The organism is Lysinibacillus sp. EB106-09-02-XG168, assembly GCF_058791475.1.
Map to the genome: position 1 here is coordinate 3,252,892 of NZ_JBYTDN010000003.1, position 21,145 is coordinate 3,274,036.

The 21,145-nt window shown below is 35.6% G+C and carries 20 protein-coding genes; 7 read left to right on the plus strand and 13 right to left on the minus strand.

Going from position 1 to position 21,145, the window contains the following annotated elements:
• Positions 1–82: 82 nt before the first annotated feature.
• Complete coding sequence (locus tag AC3WSO_RS16715; RefSeq protein ID WP_492534391.1) at positions 83–1,663, minus strand: ATP-binding protein; 1,581 nt, start codon at positions 1,661–1,663, stop codon at positions 83–85.
• A 112-nt stretch (positions 1,664–1,775) separates the two neighbouring features.
• Here AC3WSO_RS16715 and AC3WSO_RS16720 point away from each other — a divergent pair, with 112 nt between their 5' ends.
• The 5 genes from AC3WSO_RS16720 (at position 1,776) to AC3WSO_RS16740 (ending at position 7,137) form a co-directional block, all read left to right on the plus strand.
• On the plus strand, positions 1,776–2,825 hold the full coding sequence (locus tag AC3WSO_RS16720) for a TRAP transporter substrate-binding protein (RefSeq protein WP_492532386.1): 1,050 nt from the start codon (positions 1,776–1,778) through the stop codon (positions 2,823–2,825).
• Positions 2,826–3,165: 340 nt separating this feature from the next.
• Entirely contained in the window at positions 3,166–4,431 is a 1,266-nt protein-coding gene (locus tag AC3WSO_RS16725; protein ID WP_492532388.1) for a dicarboxylate/amino acid:cation symporter, read from the plus strand.
• Positions 4,432–5,323: 892 nt separating this feature from the next.
• On the plus strand, positions 5,324–5,866 hold the full coding sequence (locus AC3WSO_RS16730) for a hypothetical protein (RefSeq protein WP_492532390.1): 543 nt from the start codon (positions 5,324–5,326) through the stop codon (positions 5,864–5,866).
• Positions 5,867–6,107: 241 nt separating this feature from the next.
• Positions 6,108–6,647 carry a tubby C-terminal domain-like protein gene (locus tag AC3WSO_RS16735; RefSeq protein ID WP_492532392.1) on the plus strand — a complete coding sequence of 180 codons (540 nt, stop codon included), beginning with the start codon at positions 6,108–6,110 and terminating at the stop codon, positions 6,645–6,647.
• 310 nt (positions 6,648–6,957) lie between these two features.
• Positions 6,958–7,137 (plus strand): hypothetical protein, encoded by a 180-nt coding sequence (locus AC3WSO_RS16740; RefSeq protein WP_492532394.1) that lies wholly within the window; start codon positions 6,958–6,960, stop codon positions 7,135–7,137.
• 228 nt (positions 7,138–7,365) lie between these two features.
• Here AC3WSO_RS16740 and lepB read toward each other — a convergent pair whose 3' ends face one another.
• Positions 7,366–7,932 (minus strand): signal peptidase I, encoded by a 567-nt coding sequence (gene lepB, locus AC3WSO_RS16745; RefSeq protein ID WP_492532396.1) that lies wholly within the window; start codon positions 7,930–7,932, stop codon positions 7,366–7,368.
• 292 nt (positions 7,933–8,224) lie between these two features.
• Between lepB and AC3WSO_RS16750 the strand changes: the two genes are divergently transcribed.
• Complete coding sequence (locus AC3WSO_RS16750; RefSeq protein WP_492532397.1) at positions 8,225–8,725, plus strand: amino acid oxidase; 501 nt, start codon at positions 8,225–8,227, stop codon at positions 8,723–8,725.
• A gap of 151 nt (positions 8,726–8,876) precedes the next feature.
• Here AC3WSO_RS16750 and AC3WSO_RS16755 read toward each other — a convergent pair whose 3' ends face one another.
• The 11 genes from AC3WSO_RS16755 to ccpN all read right to left on the minus strand — a co-directional run bounded on the left by AC3WSO_RS16755 (position 8,877) and on the right by ccpN (position 19,267).
• On the minus strand, positions 8,877–9,413 hold the full coding sequence (locus tag AC3WSO_RS16755) for an NADPH-dependent FMN reductase (protein WP_492532399.1): 537 nt from the start codon (positions 9,411–9,413) through the stop codon (positions 8,877–8,879).
• Positions 9,414–9,613: 200 nt separating this feature from the next.
• Positions 9,614–9,862 carry a DUF2164 domain-containing protein gene (locus AC3WSO_RS16760; protein ID WP_492532400.1) on the minus strand — a complete coding sequence of 83 codons (249 nt, stop codon included), beginning with the start codon at positions 9,860–9,862 and terminating at the stop codon, positions 9,614–9,616.
• Positions 9,863–10,454: 592 nt separating this feature from the next.
• Positions 10,455–10,679 (minus strand): hypothetical protein, encoded by a 225-nt coding sequence (locus tag AC3WSO_RS16765; protein WP_492532402.1) that lies wholly within the window; start codon positions 10,677–10,679, stop codon positions 10,455–10,457.
• 15 nt (positions 10,680–10,694) lie between these two features.
• A complete protein-coding gene (locus AC3WSO_RS16770) occupies positions 10,695–11,816 on the minus strand; it encodes a Nif3-like dinuclear metal center hexameric protein (RefSeq protein WP_492532403.1) in 1,122 nt (373 codons plus the stop codon).
• Between the two features lies 1 nt (position 11,817).
• Positions 11,818–12,510 carry a tRNA (adenine(22)-N(1))-methyltransferase gene (locus AC3WSO_RS16775; protein WP_492532404.1) on the minus strand — a complete coding sequence of 231 codons (693 nt, stop codon included), beginning with the start codon at positions 12,508–12,510 and terminating at the stop codon, positions 11,818–11,820.
• Between the two features lie 323 nt (positions 12,511–12,833).
• Positions 12,834–13,184 carry a c-type cytochrome gene (locus tag AC3WSO_RS16780; RefSeq protein WP_349660383.1) on the minus strand — a complete coding sequence of 117 codons (351 nt, stop codon included), beginning with the start codon at positions 13,182–13,184 and terminating at the stop codon, positions 12,834–12,836.
• A 605-nt stretch (positions 13,185–13,789) separates the two neighbouring features.
• Positions 13,790–14,353 carry a hypothetical protein gene (locus tag AC3WSO_RS16785; protein ID WP_492532407.1) on the minus strand — a complete coding sequence of 188 codons (564 nt, stop codon included), beginning with the start codon at positions 14,351–14,353 and terminating at the stop codon, positions 13,790–13,792.
• Between the two features lie 250 nt (positions 14,354–14,603).
• Positions 14,604–15,731, minus strand: coding sequence for an RNA polymerase sigma factor RpoD (gene rpoD / locus AC3WSO_RS16790; protein ID WP_079563872.1), 1,128 nt, complete (start codon positions 15,729–15,731; stop codon positions 14,604–14,606).
• Positions 15,732–15,763: 32 nt separating this feature from the next.
• Positions 15,764–17,596 carry a DNA primase gene (dnaG, locus tag AC3WSO_RS16795; RefSeq protein ID WP_492534393.1) on the minus strand — a complete coding sequence of 611 codons (1,833 nt, stop codon included), beginning with the start codon at positions 17,594–17,596 and terminating at the stop codon, positions 15,764–15,766.
• A gap of 206 nt (positions 17,597–17,802) precedes the next feature.
• Positions 17,803–18,615, minus strand: a complete 813-nt coding sequence (locus tag AC3WSO_RS16800; protein WP_492532409.1) for a pyruvate, water dikinase regulatory protein — start codon at positions 18,613–18,615, stop codon at positions 17,803–17,805.
• Between the two features lie 19 nt (positions 18,616–18,634).
• Entirely contained in the window at positions 18,635–19,267 is a 633-nt protein-coding gene (ccpN, locus tag AC3WSO_RS16805) for a transcriptional regulator CcpN (protein ID WP_079563877.1), read from the minus strand.
• Between the two features lie 456 nt (positions 19,268–19,723).
• On the opposite strand from ccpN, the gene AC3WSO_RS16810 reads away from it, so the two are divergent.
• Positions 19,724–21,109, plus strand: a complete 1,386-nt coding sequence (locus AC3WSO_RS16810) for a glycine--tRNA ligase (protein WP_492532411.1) — start codon at positions 19,724–19,726, stop codon at positions 21,107–21,109.
• Positions 21,110–21,145 lie beyond the last annotated feature (36 nt).

Sequence of the window (21,145 nt, forward strand, 5' to 3'; positions counted from 1 at the left end):
AATTTCTCGCTTCTACTTCAATTATAAATACTTAAATCCCTTAACCTTCCACTTCCTAGAACGTCTTACTACTACGCCTATATTAAGTATGGTAAAAAGTTATTAAAAAGCTTGTTCCCTTATTTGGCTCACTTATGACTTCTATTTCTCCCTTTCCTTTTTGTACAATTTCTTTTATTAAATAAAGTCCAATGCCTCGACCTTTTTTCTCTTTTGTTGAATAACCGTTATCAAAAATATGTGACTTTACTTCATTTGTCATGCCTGTACCATTATCTGTTACTAGGATTGCAAGCACATCCTCGTCCTCATCAACAGAAACATGGATTATTTTTTCTTCAATTTGTACATCCTTTAATGCATCAAAAGCATTTTCAATTAAGTTACCAAATAAAATAACGAAATCATGATGATCTAAATTGTTTGGAAATGTTGTCAAACGGCTTTCTCTATCAATTTCCAGTAGAATTCCCTGCTCTTTCGCATAGGAAATTTTACTAAGGAGAAGCCCTGAAATATTTTCATTTTTAATCCGTTCATTTAAAAAATTTGTAATTTCATCGTGCTCTTCTTTTACTTGCGTTAAGTAAGTAAGTGCTTGTTCATGATGTCCAAGCTGCAAAAGACCAGCAATTGTGTGCAATTTATTTTTATGCTCATGTGTTTGTACGCGTAATGCTTGTACAAATGCCTTAACACCCGTTAATTCCTCTGCAAGCTTTTTTACTTCTGTACGATCCTTAAACATGGCCACTGCGCCAACCGTTTTTCCATTTACTTGTATAGGAATACGATTACTCATAATACTGTGATCATTAATATAGAGCTCACGATTGAAAATAGGTTGATCTAGCTCCAAAATTTCCGGTAGTCGTGTATCCGGTAATATATCAAAAATTTTCTTCCCTATTAATGTTGATGGTTGTTTATGTACACCTAATATTTCACATGCTTTTTCATTAAATATTGTGATTGTCAATTCATTATCTATAGCAATAATCCCTTCATGCATTGCGTTAAAGGTTTCTGTTCGTTCTACATACATTTTAGCAATTTCATGCGGCTCTAATCCAAACATTTGCTTTTTCATATGAAGGCCTAACGTATGAGCCCCCCATGCACTAAAGAAAAGAGACAATAAGATCGTAATGATTAATTCTGTTTGAATCGATTGTAGTAACTCCGCAATAGTTAAAACACTATAGCCTACTACTACTACACCAATTTGTCTTCCTTCTTTACTCATAATCGGGACGAATGCTCGTACCATATCTCCATGTTCACCATGTGCAATAGATGTATAATAATGCTCAGAAAACGCTGCATTTAGATCACCTGATTGCGAAACTTGACCGATTTCTTCTGTTTTTGGATGTGAGTACTTGCGCCTTTGCATATCAAGGACAACAATATACTGCGCTCCATTTATATCACGTATTTCTTCCACTACAGGATTAATGTGTTCTGTAGCCTCGTTAAAATTATTATTTGCAATGTACGTTTTTAGCTCAGGAAGCTGTGATACAGTTTTTGCGACAAGCAGAGCCTGATTTCCAAGCTTATCCTTTTGTTCATTCATGACATACCCTAGCAAAAATGTACCACCTATACTAAAGGAGAGCATGAGAATAAAAAAAGTTAGAGACATAATTTTTCTCTTCATCGATAATTTTTGAAATTTCAAGATGTACGCCTCCCTCTTACTATATTTTAGCTTACTCCATATGTTAGAATAACAAAAACATCAGAAAATACGAATAAATTGGGTGTAATAGATGAAAAAATTTATTATTGGAACAATAGTAACCGTTTTACTATTAACGATAGCGATTGGTGTTCAACAAGGCTTACTATTCGCCAAGCCTCTTCCCTATGATGATGAGCAAAAAGGCTTGGATACACAAATTACGATTCATTTAAGTCATGTGGTAGCTGAGAATACCCCAAAAGGACAGGCGGCAAGTAAATTCGCTGAGCTTGTTCAGGAAAAAACAAATGGTGAGGTGAAGGTACACGTCTACCCAAACTCTTCTTTGTTTAATGATGAAAATGAGTTTCAGGCTTTAGAAAATGGAGAAGTAGAAATGATTATCCCTACTTTTTCAAAGATGACATCCTATATACCAAATTTGCAGGTTCTTGATTTACCTTATCTTTTCAATACGGATGATGAGGTCCACGAAGTTCTTACAGGTTCGATTGGTGAAGAATTGTTAAATGAGCTTGAACCTTTTCATATAAAAGGACTAGGTTTTTGGCATAATGGCTTTAAACATTTAACTACTATTAATCACCCTATCCATACATTTGAAGACTTAAAAGGCCTACGAGTCCGTACAATGCCAAGTAAAACGCTTGAAAAGCAATTCGAGGCTGTTGGGGCTACCCCAACTCCAATTTCCTTTAGCGAGGTTTTTACTGATTTAGAATCGAATACTATTGATGCTCAGGAAAACACAGCGTCAAACATTTATTCTAAAGGTTTCTATAAGGTGCAACAGCATATGACATTAACTAAGCATGGCATTTTAGGATACGCTGTTTTAATCAATGATAAATTTTGGAAATCTTTACCTCCAAAAATCCAAAAACAGATTATGGAGGCTATGAAAGAAACAACAGACTGGCAATTTGAACAAGCTGTAGAAATGAACAAAGAAGATTTACAAAAACTTGAGCAGCAAGATAATTTTGAGATTTATACGATGAGTAATGAGGAACGAAAACGTTTTAAAGAAAAACTAGCACCTGTCTATGATTTTTATAGAAACAATGTACAAAATAACGATGTTTTATCGGAAATTGAAAAAGTTATTTCCAATTAGAATAAAATTTTAATTTTTTTGCCGACGCATTATTGATTCAGAAGTCTTTTTCTTCACAGATCGTTTAATGCGGGAATACTTTTGTTCATTAATGACGAAATCCTCACTAACGTGGGGATTTTTTTCTTTTGTATTATAATAGATACCTAAATTGCAAATCTACTATAAAACAGCTACAAACCCTTACTATGACTAGTTTTATCAACCTTTCGACTAAAAATGAACAAAATGAACAATAGAAACATTACGGTCATAAAAACTATTGTCGGAAAATTTCAGCTATGATAACCACATGAAAGCGTTCACATAATATTCATAAGTAGTGTAAGGGGAGAACTTTATGCGTATAAATTTTAAAAATTTAACTGTACAAGTACTGATTGCTATTGTGCTAGGTATTATTGTAGGTGCTATGTTCCCAGAGTTCGGAGCGAAGTTAAAAATATTAGCAGATATTTTTATTAAATTAATCAAGATGTTAATAGCTCCTATCATTTTCTTAACAGTTGTTATTGGAATTGGTAGTATGGGTGATGTAAAAAAAGTTGGTAAAATTGGCGGGAAGGCATTAATTTATTTTGAAATTGTCTCTACTTTCGCACTAGCGATCGGCCTAATCGTTGTCAATATTGTACAACCTGGAAAAGGATTTAATACAGCAGCTGCTAACGGTGCAGATGTTTCTCAATATACAGAGGCGGCAGCCGCTACAGAACATGGTATTGGTGCCTTCATAATGCAAATTATACCTGATAATGTTGTAGGTGCACTTGCAAATGGAGAGTTATTACCTGTTTTATTCTCAGCTGTTTTATTTGGCGTAGCAGCTGCTGCTATTGGTGAACCAGCTAAACCGGTTATTACATTTTTCGAACGAGTAGCAGATATATTCTTTAAAATTGTTAATATGGTCATGAAGGTTTCCCCGATTGGCGCATTTGGTGCAATGAGCTACACAATCGGAAATTTTGGTCTTAAATCACTTGGAAACTTAGGATTTTTAATGTTATCCGTGTATATTACAATGTTTATCTTTATCGTAGTAATCATTGGTCTTATTTCACGTTACTTCGGGTTTAGTATTTTTAAGTTTATTAAATATATTAAAGATGAAATTTTTATCGTTATTGGGACATCATCATCAGAATCTGCACTGCCTTCGATGATGCGAAAATTAGAAAACTATGGTTGCTCAAAACAGGTCGTTGGTCTTGTCATTCCAACAGGGTACTCCTTTAACCTTGATGGCACGTCCATTTACTTATCCATGGCGGCTATTTTTATCGCACAAGCTTATGGAGTTGATTTAGACGTTTGGCATCAAATTACATTGCTTGCTATTTTAATGCTAACATCTAAAGGTGCAGCTGGTGTAACAGGCTCAGGCTTTATTACGCTCGCAGCAACATTAGCAGCATTCCCTATGATTCCAGTGGAAGGGATCGCACTTTTAATCGGGGTCGACCGCTTTATGTCTGAGGCTCGCGCCGTGACAAACTTAATTGGTAATGGTGTAGCAACTGTTGTCGTGTCAAAAATGGAAAAAGAATTCGATCCAGAACAAGAAAAACGTGCCCTTGCAGGAGAAGTCACAATTCAACAATAAAATGAAAGGCTGGCCGGTAGTGTGAAATTCACATTATCGACCAGCCTTTTTCAGTGTTAAACGTCACATTCTATTTTTTCAAAATCAAATACACTACCACATAAAAGTAGCTGAATCTTTAAATCCAACTTTTCGATACAAGTTTATTGTCCTTTGAATTTAAAGTTCATCTATCAGTTTTATGAAAGTTTTAAATTCACAGAAAATTTTTTATCTTTATGCTGAGGTTTTGCTACACTTCAATAACTCATTATGCTTTCCTACAGCTTCTATTCTACCTTTATTTAAAACTACTATTTGGTCTGCGTTTAAAATAGTAGAAATTCTATGAGCAATTAAAATAACTGTTTGATTATTTTTTCTCTTATTTAGGGATTGTTGAATTATATCCTCAGAAATAGAGCCTAAATTTGAAGTAGGCTGTATATTTATTATAAAATATATATTAAAGAATGCTATCAAGATAAATTTTAATAAATGTTATTTTCTCAGCAATGAAGGAATTATTACAGAAAGATAAAATTTCATCTTATTTCTAAATTTGATATATTGATTCACGTCCCCATATCAGACTTAGAATAAAAGTAGATCATTCAATTCTTATTTAATTATGTATATGTATGATTTAGAATTTATGAATTTAAAGCTATCCTTGAGTTACAAATAATCTCAAATTCCAGAACGTCTATATTAAAAAAGTATTCAAAAGAACTCGAGATCGCTCAATTATCCGAATTTAAAAAGATGAAATTATCTTGTCTATTATTCATATGAATGTGAACAGGCTCATGATTATAAACAGAGAAAAAGAAAATCAAATATTGTTTAATTTAATTAATTATATATCTGAAAATTAATACTTTTTATATTTTTAAAAAAGGAGGGAGTAAAATTGAACAATACATTATCTATTCAAGGGAAATTTTTTGTCAGTGCAATTGTATTTTTCTTATTATCGATATTATTAGTGCTTTTTCTACCAATAACTATATCGGAAACATTTTATTTTAATAGAGATAATGTCGTATTATTGACACCAGTTAAAAATTTATACTTATTTACAATTTCTCTTGCCATTATTTTTTTAACATTAGTTTTACTCGGTTTCAAAAGAACAAATTTAACATATTGCATTGCAAGTTTCATTATAATACTTTCATTAGTAGGAGGATATTTTTCACTTATCAGCTATACAGCAATTCAGGAAAAACAAATAGTAGTTAAAAATTTCAGTAAAGAAACTATATATCCATGGAGCGAAATACAAGAGGTTTTATATGAATATGGTGCATTAGGAAAATACACTTTTACAATGCAAGATGACTATCAATTTTCTATTAATGAGACTGAGAGATTTGGCTTAGATGAAAAGAGTGCTATTTACCGTATTGCAAATGATAATGATATCCCATTTATCGAAAGAGAAATGGATTAAGGAATTCAAGCTGTCTATGCAAGGTTTTTTAAATAAATTAATCAGCAATTTCATATACAAATGCAAATTAAAGACGATCTCTTCTGCTTCTTCCTATGTCATTATAAATTTATTGTTCATGGTAACCTACCTTCTCGTAACGGTATTTCAAATTTATTGTTGACCACGGGAATAATAATATAAAAAAGTGAAACCCATAGTAAAGCTTCCCCGTATAGTAAGTAGATTGGAGGCTTTTTATATGACTACATTTACCCTTACCTACCCTAAAGCTTTCGAAAGCTTTGCAAATATCCCTATTGTGAATGAACAAAATGAGACGGTTTGTGTACTACAAAAGGTTGAACGTTCACCCGTTGGAAAAGTAATCAACGCTGTAATGCTAGTTGCTGCACAGCAGACATTGCCACATCGCTATGAAACCCGTACTACTTTAGGGGCACCGCTTTTTCAAGTGCAATTTACACCATTAACAAAGGGTGTTAGCCATCAGCTTATTATGCCAGATGGATCCATTTTACCGATACAACGTAAGACGGTTCAATTACTTGAATCTTCCTATTCCTTTACAATGAATGGACTCGTTTTTCGCTTTGAAAAAGATTTTACTTCAACCGCCTATTTATATTGTAATGATGAAAAAATCGCAAGTGCTAGTACTATAGAAACTGAACTTGTGCGTATTGGGATAACTTTTAAACTTTTTAACTCAGACGATACGCTCTTTGTTGCTTTACTAGCAACTCTGTATCAGGCTTTATTTTCAATGAGTAGTAAGTAGGCTCAAACGGTGACTCGCACCAATTTATATACATAAAATTTCGGTTTAAATAGATATGTACGATAAAACTCCTATTGCTAGGAGTTTTTTGGGTAGAAATTATATATAAGTAGCTTCATTACATGTACAACTACTTGTCGTTGATTTCTCATAAAAGCCAGTGTACGTCTTCCACTACTGCTAGAATCATTCAATATATTCCGGGACACGAAATAAATTCGCTTTGTTTTGACCATTTTATGCCGTCCTTCTAAAAAAGGCGTACACTAAAGAGGTAGAAATACTATACTATACATTCGGAGGCATTAACATGGATACAAAAGCAGCAGAAATTAAAAATTTAATGACATTAAATCTACTTGTTCAGATTCTAGAAGAACGCGGGATTATGACAGATAGAGAGTTAAAAGAACGTCTTACAAATAACGTTAAACTTTCCTCTATGGATGCAGACTTAAAAGAACAAGTTATTGAAGAAATAAAACATTAATGAAGTGGATGCATATCAAAAAGGGCCACTTCCTACGGAGTAAAAATACAGTAAGCGGCCCCTTTTTAAATATGCACATGTAGTTCCTCCACTTGTACAGCAGTTCCTGTAATCGAAATATTCAGTTTCCATCCTTCCAAAGTTCCTAACTTTGTTAATATGGACGGTCACCATTTTCATATTCTTTTCTTTATTTATGTTTTACAACAAAGCTTGACTCCGCACTAACTACCGTGTATTACCAAGCCTTTCAAACGGCCACAATACAAAGCCTGCAGTTCCTAAAATTTTATCCTGCGACACGAATCCGATATCCAAACTCCGACTATCTATGCTTTGTCGCCGATTATCCCCAAGTACGAAAAAATGACCCTCTGGTACAGTCATTTCCCCTAATTGTTCCTCAAGGGTGAAATCATATGTAAAATCACCTTTATCTAGTAAACCTTCTTTATATTCTGTTAAATAGGGCTCATCAAAGGCCTCCCCGTTTATAAATAAAACGTCATCTTTGTAGGCTACATGATCTCCTGGTAAACCGATAATTCTTTTAATATAATGCTTATCTTCTTTTATTTCAAAGACAATAACATCGAAGCGGTCATAATTGGTAATTCGTGGTCCCACTTTATTAACAATAACTTTATCTCCAGTTTCAAAAGTCGGCTCCATTGAAGCACCTTTTACAACTACAGGAGATAGAATAAAATAACGTATACTCATTGTAAAAATGATTGCTATTCCAATCACTTTAAACCATGACCAAAAATCATTCTTAGTTTGTTTTTGTGTCACACTTTACACCCCAATCCTTTTTCCTTCAAATCTAATTCAATTACATTACTGGAGACGAATACCATTCAGAAAAGTTTCATAATTCTATAAACCATAGATTGTTTATGAAATATTCCACTTTTAATAAAAAGGATTGGCACAGAATCTTTTACCGCAACGACACCATTAAGAAAAATATTAGCTCAACAAAGCTTTTGGTAATATTTGTAGTATGATAATATATAATGAAAGAAACATAAGCAATACCAGTTAATAAAAGCAATAAATTACGAAAAAAGGGGCATTAATAAATTTGAAAAAAATTTTATTTATAGTAAGTTTGTTTTTATTAGTTGCGTGTTCAAATAATGAAGTTAAATATGATGGAGCTCCTTTAAAAATTGCAGTAGTTGGTGATATTCCTGAGGAACATAACGAAAAAATTCATTTCGAACCAATTTCATTAGATGAATTTACTGAAGATACATTGACTATTTCAACAAATTTTGATGCTGTTATGATAACACCAATGATGTTTGAAAAAGCATCAGATGATAGATTTGTTAATGTTTATAAAAACTCTAAAATGCCTATTATTTTTTTTGATTCAAGAAAACGTAATTTGCCATTTACAAACGAAGAGCTTACCTATGAAACAGCTCATTTGGAAGCATTAAATAATGATTCGCATACGACAATTTATATATCTGATATAGATGCAAATCGCGAGGATGCTTGGTATTTCTATTTAAAAGATGAAAAAGATTTAGATATCTTATACAAAGAGATTTTTCAAAAGATTGAAACGTTATAAAGGTAGATTTTTTTATATTTGCCACTCGAAAACCAGCGTATTCGAAAATTCTTGAATACGCTTTTAATTTGAGAAAAACAACAATCAAGTTAAACAGAGTCCAAATTAAAAAAGCAATATGTACTTTTACTGTACATACTGCTAAAGATCCTTATCGAATTGTTTTTAATGCTGTTGCCCAAGGAACAAGCTGATCTAGCATTTGATTTACTGAATCTGCTTGGACATCCTTCGGTTTAAAGACCGTGCCGTTTTCGAAGTCAGTAAATAAGGATAGAGCGGGATGTACGCGAACATCTGCTACTAATAATTCACCAAGAATTCCACGTAAATGTTCAGCCGCTCTTGCACCACCGACAGAACCGTAAGAAACAATACCTGCGGCCTTATTATTCCATTCCACGCGTAAGTAGTCTAATGCATTTTTTAGTGCACCGGTAATGGAATGGTTATATTCTCCAACGATAAAAACGAACCCATCACATGCACCAACACTTTGTGACCACGCAGCTACTCCAGAAGTATCTGCTCCTGGCTCACCTAGCAGTGGTAATTTAAAGTTAGCGATATCAATTATTTCATATTCCGCATCACGACGCTTTTCTGCTACTGCCTTTACCCATTCGCCAACTTGTGGGCTTAAACGCCCTTCACGAGTACTCCCTAAAATAACCCCAATTTTCAACATATGACTCCTCCTTCATTCATCCCTCAAATTGTGACCGAATCATTCACTTACAAAAAACGGTTCTCTTAGCCATGTTGTACAGGAATCCATTTCTTTATTCAATACACATATGGTTAATTAAACCATTTTAAATTATCTTTAATCCAAGATAAAAATAACATATATTTATGAAAATTTCCAATTATTTCATCTGAACTAAATTATTTTAATTTAATAGGTCTTTCTAATGCTGCAAGTTCATCCTCAATCGATGCATATTGTCTTTCTACAACATATTTTGTATCCGAAATAGCTGCATTATAAATATGCGGAGCAATATTTTCCTTTATAAAATCAAATACTCTTTCTGCTTCAAATTCTGAAATATCCTCATCTCGATTATTGTAGAAAAATTGTTGAATATCAGCTATTATTGTTTCTTGTTGTTCTTTTGTTAAACGAATAAACAATCCAAAAATCTCCTCTCATTGCAATTTATACTCACCTATCATAACACTCTAAAATTAATCCATGCATACACAAAGAGACTGAATTATATTAAATTTTATAATTCAGCATTCACTATGTTGAAAAACTAATATGTCAATGAAGTTAAGGTGTCTATTATATATAGCTCAATGGCAAAAATGTGGGGTTGATTTCCGTTCCGTCTTGGCGCTTTCCTGGGGGCGTCCGATGAGCCGCTTCACTCGCGTTGCTCGCCCCGGGGTCTCATCTGTGACGCTAATCCCCAAGGAGTCGCCAAGCCTCCACTCCAATCAACTACTTCGCATAGCATAAATTTTCTAGAAAGTCTCTTTTATTTATACTGATAAAACTAAACCTTAGCAATAGGGTTATATCTGTGCGAAAGAGCAGCGACAACAGCAAAAAAAGCAAAGGAAGCAACTCCACGCTCGCTCACAGGAAAGTGAGTAGCCCAGAACAGAAATCACTCTTATTTAAAGGCACAACATTCGCCTAGATTCCCTTGAACATATTGTTTTTTTACATTAAAAAGACTGAATTATATTTAATTCTATAATTCAGCCCTTTTTATTATTATTGTTTACATTTAAATGAATAGTTTGTTGATAGAAAGCTCTTTTCTTTTGACACTATGGCTTCTCCACCGTCTGATTCACATTGCTCAGTCATCGCATCAATTTTTTTTGCATTCATCGTATTTGTCATAACTGTCATGCCTACCCCAAACACAGCAATTAGTAAACCAATCATAATCCATACTTTGCCGCTTTTATTGCCAGCAGGTCTTTCATTCGCCATAGATATTCCCCTCTCTTACACGAATAAAAACGGTTCTGTATGAATAGTAGATTGTACAAATTCAACAGAATATTTTTTATCCTCACACATTCTTGCCATCTTTCTAGCTACTCCGGTAATCATCACTTTCTCTACATGATGACCTGGATCTACGATTTGCAGACCAATTGCTTGAGCGTCCTGGGCAGTATGGAAATACATATCACCTGTTAAAAATACATCTGCCCCGGCACGTTTCGCAGAATAGATATATTTATTGCCATCCCCTCCAACAAGCGCAATTTTTTTCACCTTCGACTGTAGGTCTCCAACAACTCGTACAGCAGGTACGTCTAACTGCTCCTTGACAAATTGTGTGAATTCGTGAAGAGTCATTTCTTGTGGTAAATAACCAACTCGCCCTAAGCCCATGACATTTGTTTGCTGGTCTAAACGAATGAGATCATAGGCAGGTTCTTCATATGGATGTGCATTTAACATTGCCTTTAACACACGATTTTTTACAGACTCAGGAAATACCACTTCTATTTTCACTTCTTCTTCAACATGTAATTCACCGATAGCTCCTACATGTGGATTTGCACCTTCTAGTGGACGGAAACGCCCTTCCCCCATTGTAGTATAACTACACGCTTCATAATCTCCAATTCGACCAGCTCCTGCCTTTGCCAATGCCTCACGTAAATTAGTGGCATTTGCAGTCGGTATAAAAACAGCCAGCTTCATCATATTTTCTGCATATGTTTCTTCGAGAATAAAACGGTTTTCAAGCTGTAGAGCATCTGCTAGTAAATCGTTAACACCGCCTTCAGCCACATCTAGATTCGTATGTGCTGCATAAACAGCAATATCATTTTTTATAAGCTTTTCATATAAACGCCCAGCCGGATTGTCAGTACGAATATTCGAAAGTCGTCTAAAAATCGGTGGATGATGTGCAATTATTAGTTCGCATCCTTGAGCAATAGCCTCATCTGCTACTTCTTCATTCACATCTAACGTGACTAATACTTTACTTACAGGTTTGTTTAATGTGCCAATCGCAAGACCAATAGGGTCATTTTCCATGCAGGCTAGCTTTTTAGGCGACCATGATTCGAATAATTGGATAATTTCCTGACCGTTTACTGTTTTCATCTCACAGAACCCCTTCCACTAAATTGAGTAGAGCCACTAACTCTGCACGTTTTTCTTCAATTTCAGGTGTTTGATCTGCCCCTTCAATAGACTGTAATACACGCTGCCAATTTTCTTTTTCACGCGCCCATTTTCTAATAAATGCTGGTGATTTTCGTTGCATTAATCTCGGACCAAATAAAATTTCCGGTTCCGTTAACGTCATGGTGCTTCTTTGCAATACAAGAATTTCATAAATTTTCTCGTCTTCCTCTAAAATCTCTTCGTCCTGGATTGCCCAATTATGTGCTAATGCCCATTCTCGAATCACTTTAGCATGAATATTTGGCTGCAAAATAAGCCTTGTTACTCCATTTAATTTTTCAGGATGCTTCTCTAAAATGGAGACAATTAAAGGACCGCCCATTCCAGCAATAGTAACAGTATCAACATGGTCCGTTTCTTCCACTGCCGCTAAACCATTCGCAAGTCGTACTGTAATTTTTTCTGTTAAGCCTTCTTTTTGCACTTGTCCTACTGCTGATTCAAATGGCCCTTTCACAACTTCTCCTGCTACTGCATAAGAAGCAATACCTTTATGAATTAAGTAGCAAGGTAAATATGCATGGTCGCTTCCAATATCAGCTACAACTGCGCCTGAGGGAACAAAGCTTGCTACTGTTTCTAATCGTTTTGATAATTTTTGTGCATTCATTTTTTTACCGCCTGTCTTCAATAGTGTCCATTCTTAGTATGTATGATGTCGAGAAAAAAAACAAATGGAGTTGTCTCAAAAATTTTGAGCAACTCCATTTTACTGAAGATAAATAAATTGTAGCTGCACCAATTACGATTAAACGCTTTCAGTGCAGCTACTTTTATCAATTATGCCTCGGCATAATTGCGTCCAGAATCGGCTTTGTGCTTAGGCCAACACGATGTTGGTCACTCAGTCGCTGCCACAAGAGGTGGCGTTCTTAGACTGAGTTCCTATATTTCAGCGGATGTTTGTTTGGACATCCGCTGAAAGAAGTTAAACTATTTTAGAGTTGAAATGTACTTAGCGATTTCTTTTGCTTCCGCTTCAGTTTTCATTCCAGGTGTCATTGGTGTGCCTTCGATACCGTTAGTTAAAACGTCTACGATATGAGCCTCATCTAAACCATGTAAGTTTGGCCCTACAGAACCAGTTAAGTCAGCAGCGTGACAGCCAATACAAGATTGTACTAAAGCTGAGCCGTCATCAGTAGCTTCTGTCTTTTCGCCACCGCCCTCTTTTTCAGCAGCAATTTCTTTTTTGTTATCTGCACCTGTTAAAGACATAAAGAAAATAAGACCAATACCAAATGCAAGAATTAAGATGTAAGGAACGACTGGATTGTTTTTCATATGTTTCCCCTCCTCATTGTAAATCTACTTCTATTATAATATAGAATCAGTCAACATCTAATATTGTACTTCATTAACCGTGAAACGAAAAGACCATTCGCTAAGTTTTCCTTTGTTTGTAACAAATTCGACATTTCTGTATCTATTGGATAAAATATGTCTTGAAATCGCCAATATTTGGACTATCTATTATCTTTTTAGCAATCAATTATGCCTTTCCAAATTGCTTCCATAATCGGCTTGAAGAAGTTTAACTTAGATTCTTTACACGTTGTTATCTTTCCTCTATTTACTCATTCATATACCAAGAAAAATAAAATAACTTATAGATATTTGCTATTAGAAAAAGCCATAGCAATAAGTCCTATTATCATGGTTCATCATCATAACGTATGGTTGATTTCTGTTCCGGCTGGGCGCTTTGTTGTTGCTGCCGCTTTGCTTTTGCACAGTTAACATAATACTCAGATTATTATTTTTAATCGTCAGCAATTTACATGGGATAAATTTCGAGATTACATTTTGATACCAAAAGAATCTGTAAGCTATATAATAGCGTACAGATCCTTGTCATTAGTCGGCGAACTAATTTGCAAAATGAGTTCTTATAATAAGTTTATGATATAATAGCTGATCAGTGCTAGTAACCCTAGGACACCTGAGACCGTGAAATAAAGTAGCTTCATTTTTACACCTGACCAAAGCCAAACCCCACAGTTCGCTGCAATCAAGCAAAACAACGCGATATTATTTCCGTTAAAATATGTAGTGTAAATTCGTATAGACATACTGAACAATAAAACAGCGGCTAGCAAATGGAAAACAGGCGCTAATAAATCATTCTTTCGTGCCATTCGAAATGCCGTCAGAAATAACGCTACAGCAGCTATTCCAACAACAACCGTTAATATGATCATGAAAGATGGTATTGTAAAATAAAAAGTAAGCAGAGTAATCATCGCAATACATATACCTGCAATTACAAGTAGCAGCTTTCTCTTTTCAGAAGGCAAAATAGCTTGTTTATGATGTACTGGTTCTAACTCCTCTAAATTTTCCCCCTCTGCATAAAGAGCGGCTAAAAAGTCACAGTAATGTTCTGGTAATAGCTTATTTTGCTTCCAAAACAAAATCTCATTCAAGATTATTTTTTTTCGAGGATTTGTCATAATTTTTGCTCCAAACATTGCTTTATATGGTTGTTATTCCAATTTTATCTCAAAACATTGCCGAACACATCTATATAAAGTAGCAAAAATATTTAGTTTGTCACATTCTAGTACATGATATAAACATTTTCAAAACAATATTTTCTTTTGATAGACTTTGTTTATACGAGTATTCTCCTGATTCAATAGTAGCATAAAAAGGGCTATCCAATTAGTCATCACTAATTAGATAGCCCCAGCCTGTATAACCTTATTCTAAGAAATCTTTTAAACGTTTGCTACGAGAAGGGTGGCGTAGCTTTCTAAGTGCCTTAGCCTCAATTTGGCGAATACGTTCACGTGTTACACCAAATACTTTTCCTACCTCTTCTAACGTACGTGTGCGACCATCATCTAGACCGAAACGTAAGCGAAGTACATTTTCTTCACGATCAGTTAATGTATCTAACACATCCTCTAATTGCTCTTTTAACAATTCATAAGCTGCATGGTCAGATGGAGATTGAGCTTCAGAATCCTCAATAAAGTCTCCTAAATGTGAATCATCTTCTTCTCCAATTGGTGTTTCAAGAGATACTGGTTCTTGCGCAATTTTTAAAATTTCACGTACTTTTTCAGGTGTTAAATCCATTTCTTCCCCAATTTCTTCTGGAGATGGTTCGCGACCTAAGTCTTGTAGTAATTGGCGTTGTACTCGAATTAATTTATTAATTGTTTCGACCATATGCACTGGAATACGAATTGTACGTGCTTGGTCCGCAATAGCACGTGTAATTGCTTGGCGGATCCACCATGTCGCATAAGTAGAGAATTTAAAGCCTTTACGGTAGTCAAACTTCTCAACAGCCTTGATAAGCCCCATATTCCCCTCTTGAATTAAATCAAGGAATAGCATTCCACGGCCAACATATCGCTTTGCAATCGATACAACAAGACGTAAGTTTGCTTCCGCTAGACGTTTACGTGCTTCTTCATCACCTTGCTCAATACGCTCAGCTAGAGCAATTTCTTGCTCGGCAGAAAGTAAATCAACTCGACCAATTTCTTTTAAATACATACGTACAGGGTCATTTATTTTAACACCTGGTGGTACACTCAAATCATTTAAATCGAAAGTCTCTTCGTTTGCTTCTTCTTTCATTAAGCTTTCTTCTTCAAACTCTTCTTTTCCAATGATTTGAATGTCTTTTGCCTTTTCAAGATCCTCAGCAAAGTGGAAAATCTCTTCGTTCTCCAATTCATAAGGCGCAAGTTTCTCTGAAATTTCTTTCATTGAAATTTCACCTTCTGTTTTTGCTTTTTCTTGTAGTAGCTTTTTTGCTTCATCTAATGTAATTTCTACTTCTACCTCTTTTGAACGTTCTGACTTGTCCGCCATAAACCTTCCTCCTTCTAAACAACCGAATCGGGTTAAATCGCCGATAACGATTTTCTTAAATGAATAATCTGTTGGGCGATTTCAAGCGCACGCGCATACTCGTGCATCTTCTCCGCTTCCTTTGACTCATGCATCTTTTGTTGAATTTCTTGCTCAATTCTATATTTTTGCAGCTGACGTATTGAGTCTGTGACCTCTGCCTCTGCTTGGTCGGGATCCCGTTCCGTTAAAGCCGCTTCCATTACTATCTTGCGTAATTCAGAGTCATCTAATATTTCAACAAAACGCTGATAATCAGGATGACCATATTCCTCATAAAATCCTACTAAGCGAACAAAAACAGCCAAATAGGCATCTCGTACAAAAGGTTCTTTTTGCTCACTACGTAATACCCTGTCCACTACATCTATATTATGAAGCATATGAGCCAGTAATAAACGTTCTGCACGTTCTGCTGCGTCCATAGGCTTATGTTGCTGAGTGACCGGCATCGAAGGCGCCTGAACTGGCATTTCTACTTTTGTAGAACGCACCTGATTTGCCTCTAGCTTTCGGAATTGAGCATAAATCGCTTCTTCCGAGATATTTGTCTCATTCGATAGCTGTCTTATATACAAATCTCGTTCAACTGGTGACGATCTACCTACCAATTGCTCAAGAACTTCTTGAATATATTGAAGCGTATCATTTTCAAACTGAAAGTTCTTATTTCGTCTAGCATGCATCATCATAAAAGCAATATACGCATGAGGGTTTTCCAAAATTTGTTCTTTAAATGCTTGTCCACCTAAACTACGAATGTATTCATCGGGATCTAGCTTATCTGGTAACACCGCAATATTGACTTTCATACGTTCTACTTGAAGTAACTGTGCCGCTCTTTTTGCCGCATCAAAACCTGCATTATCACCGTCATAGCAAACCGTAACCTGCTCTACTAAGCGCTTTAGCTTTGTGATATGCTGATTCGTAAGCGAAGTGCCCATTGTTGCTACAGCATTCGTTACACCAACAGAAGTTGCTGCCAAAACATCCATAAACCCTTCCATCAATACTACTTGACGATTTTTTCTAATGGAGGTTCGTGCTTTATCTAGGTTATATAGCACTTCACTCTTTTGAAAAATCGGTGATTCTGGACTATTTAAATATTTTGCCTCTTCACCAGTCGATGTAAGAATTCGTCCTGAGAATGCTATAATCTTACCGTTCTCATCACGGATGGGAAACATAATACGCCCTCTAAAACGATCAAAATAGCGCTCTTCCCCTTCACGCTTAATCACTAAACCACTTTCCGCGATTTCTTGTAAGTTATAACCTTTTCTTTCAAGCAATATCGTTAATGCATCAAAGCTTGGAAGAGACCATCCAATGCTATTAGATTCTATAAGTTCCCTTGTAAATCCTCTTTCTAGCAAATAATTTAAAGGTTCTTCACCATCTTCCGTATTTAACAGTAAATGATGAAAAAAATCTGCTGCAAAAGCGTGTGCTTCTTTCATCCTTTCTTCTGCTTTAGATACCTTTTTCGTTACTTCTGGTAAACTTGGCCCAACATCTAAATGTATGCCAATACGTTCACCAAGTTTCACAACAGCGTCAGGAAAAGAAATACCTTCTATATCCATGACAAAAGTAACAGCATTACCACCCGCACCACAACCGAAGCAATGAAAAATTTGTTTGTCTGATGACACAGAAAAAGATGGCGTTTGTTCTCCATGAAAAGGACAGAGTCCAAACCAATTGCGCCCACGCTTAGTAAGCTGCATGTATTCGCTTATGACATCAATAATATCCGATTGTGTGCGAATCTGTTCAATCACTTCTTCAGGAATCTTCCCTGCCAAATTCATCACCATCTTTAAATTACGTTCTAAAACACAATTCGCTATCCGATTTAAAAATCCTTTATTTCTCGACAAAAAAATAGGATTTTTCTCTTAATAAATATTTTTACCACAATTTTATTATTATAAAACATAAATTAATTTTTATCTATACTATTTTCAAACCCGACTCAAAAAAACCGCCTCTTATAACCGAGGTGGTTTATCATCATCGTTTCTTATTTACAGTTTAAAATATGTTCAATAATGACGTTTGCTGTTTCTTCAACAGCTTTGTTTGTCACATCAATAACTTTACAACCAATTTTAGAGACAATTTTTTCAAAATGCTGGATTTCATCTAATATTCGATTATGCTGCGCATAGATAGCATCATCATTCAATCCTAGAGACATCAATCTCTCTTTTCGAATTGAGTTTAATTTATCAGGAGAAATAATTAAACCAAAACATTTTTTTGGATCAATTTTTAAAAGTTCTTCAGGTGGCTCCACTTCTGGTACTAAGGGCACGTTCGCCACCTTATAGCGTTTATGTGCTAAATATTGTGATAGCGGTGTTTTAGAGGTACGGGAAACACCAACTAGCACGATATCAGCCTGTAAAAGACCACGTGGATCTCTACCATCATCATATTTTACTGCAAATTCAATAGCCTCTATTTTTTTAAAATAATCATCATCTAGCTGGTGAACAATTCCTGGAGCCTCTAATGGGAATTCTTCCACAAAGGTTGCCATTGTTTTTAAAGCAGGCCCTAAAATATCGACGGCATATACATTTTCTTGCTCACACAGTTCACATAATAACGATCGCATCTCCTGTCGAACTAGTGTATATACAATAAATGCCTTCTGTTTCGCTGCGAGGGATACAATTTTACGAATGAGCTCCTCTGATTGTATGTGAGGAAAACGACGAATTATCGTGTTTTCCAAACCAGGTCGAAACTGACTAATAACCGCTTTCGCTACTTGGTCACCAGTTTCACCGACTGAATCAGATACAACAAAAACCCGTAGTCTTTTCATACTGCTCTCCTTCAACTATTTAGTCATTTTGTGCAAGTGATAAGAAAGCTCGTGTAATCGTCGTTTTTGTTAGACGCCCAACAATCGTCAATCCACCTTCTTGTGGTTCGACTACTGGTAGCGAATCAACTTCTCGATCAATTAGTTTATTCGCTGCGACGACTAAAGAATCTGATCTTTCACAGTACGATATATTTGGCATGCGTGTCATAATTATATGTACAGGAATTTTGTTTAAATCCTGCGTGCCAATACTTGTACGTAGTAAATCTTTACGAGAAAGTACCCCTGTCAAAAATTCATTCTTATCTACGACAAATAGTGTACCAACATCCTCAGAAAACATGAAACAAATCGCATCATAAACAGTCATTGTTTCTGGTACAACAACAGGTCCTGAATGAAAATCTTTCACTTTTAAATTGTTAATACTATCCGTCAATGTAACGGATGTTTTTTTACCTGAATAGAAATAGCCAACACGAGGTCTAGCATCTAAAAAGCCTGCCATTGTGAGTATTGCTAAATCTGGTCTTAAAGTTGCTCTTGTCAGATTGAGACGTTCTGCAATATGTTCGCCTGTTATAGGGCCGTTTTCTTTCACAATTTGTAAAATGTCTTCCTGACGTTTATTGAGTTCGATTGGACTCACCGCCTCAAATCTAATAGTGTTATACTTATGCTCAATTATTATATACTATTTTAATAATTATTGCGAAGAAAAGAACTACATGCTACAATATTGACACATACGCTTGCTCTCGATGTATTTTCGAGTGATTTGCGTTATATAGGCGATGACGGGAAAAAAGTATCTGTTCCATTTTAAAGCGAGTAGAAGATGGTGAAAGTCTACACAGCAACAGAGAAAAGGCACTCCTTGAGCTAACTTTTTGAAAAGAGGTTTTAAACTATTCGTTTAAAACAATCAGGGTGGAACCGCGGGTTTTAGCACTCGTCCCTGGGCATTTATTGTGCCCGGAGACGGGTGCTATTTTTAATTTAGTCCTACCTAAATTAAAAATATTTAGCGAATTTATCAATTGTATAAATACGCTAAAACAAAATCAAAGTTCACACTTTGAAAACTATAAAGGAGGCTATTTTTATGGCTAACAAATCAATGGAAACAATTGTATCATTAGCGAAGCATCGCGGCTTTGTCTTCCCAGGTTCTGAAATCTACGGAGGCTTAGCAAACACTTGGGATTACGGTCCACTAGGTGTTGAATTAAAAAACAATGTTAAAAAAGCATGGTGGCAAAAATTTGTCCAAGAATCAGAGCACAACGTTGGGATCGATGCTGCAATTTTAATGAATCCAAAAGCTTGGGTTGCTTCTGGTCACGTTGGTAACTTTAATGATCCAATGGTCGATTGTAAGGCATGTAAAGCGCGTCATCGTGCTGACAAAATCATCGAGGATGCTGCGCTAGCTAAAGGCGATGAAATCATTGTCGATGGTATGACATTTGATCAAATGAAAGAAACAATGGTTAAATATGACGTAGTTTGCCCGGATTGCGGTAAAGCTGATTTTACAGATATTCGTCAATTTAATTTAATGTTTAAAACATTCCAAGGTGTAACAGAATCTTCTACTAACGAAATTTATTTACGCCCAGAAACAGCACAAGGTATTTTCGTGAACTTTAAAAATGTACAACGTTCTATGCGTAAACGTACACCATTCGGTATTGCACAAATCGGTAAGTCTTTCCGTAACGAAATTACGCCAGGTAACTTCACTTTCCGTACACGTGAATTTGAACAAATGGAACTTGAATTTTTCTGTAAGCCAGGCGAAGATCTTGAATGGCACGCATACTGGAAAGAGTTTTGTAAAAATTGGTTATTAAATTTAGGCATGAAGGAAGAGTCTATGCGCCTTCGCGATCATGAAGAAGACGAATTATCTCACTACTCAAATGCTACAACTGATATCGAATTCAAATTCCCATTCGGCTGGGGCGAGCTTTGGGGCGTAGCGGATCGTACAGATTACGATTTAAAACAGCATATGGAGCATTCTGGTGAAGATTTCACTTACATCGATCCAGTATCAAACGAACGTTATGTACCATATTGCATCGAGCCATCTTTAGGTGCAGACCGTGTGACATTAGCATTCCTTTGCGATGCTTATGACGAGGAAGAGCTTGAAGGCGACGATAAACGTACAGTTTTACGCTTCCACCCTGCTCTAGCGCCATTTAAAGCTGCGGTCCTACCACTTTCTAAAAAGCTATCGGATGAGGCTACTGATGTTTGGGCAGAGCTTCGTAAGTCATTCCCAGTTGACTTTGACGAGTCACAATCAATCGGTAAACGTTACCGTCGTCAAGATGAAATTGGTACACCATTCTGTATCACTTACGACTTTGACTCAAAAGAGGATGGTCAAGTTACAGTACGTCACCGCGACTCAATGTCTCAAGTTCGTATGCCAATTACAGATGTTAAAGCATACATTGAAAAACATCTTCAATTCTAAATTCATAAGTATTTAAAGAGGGGGTCGCTTATAAGC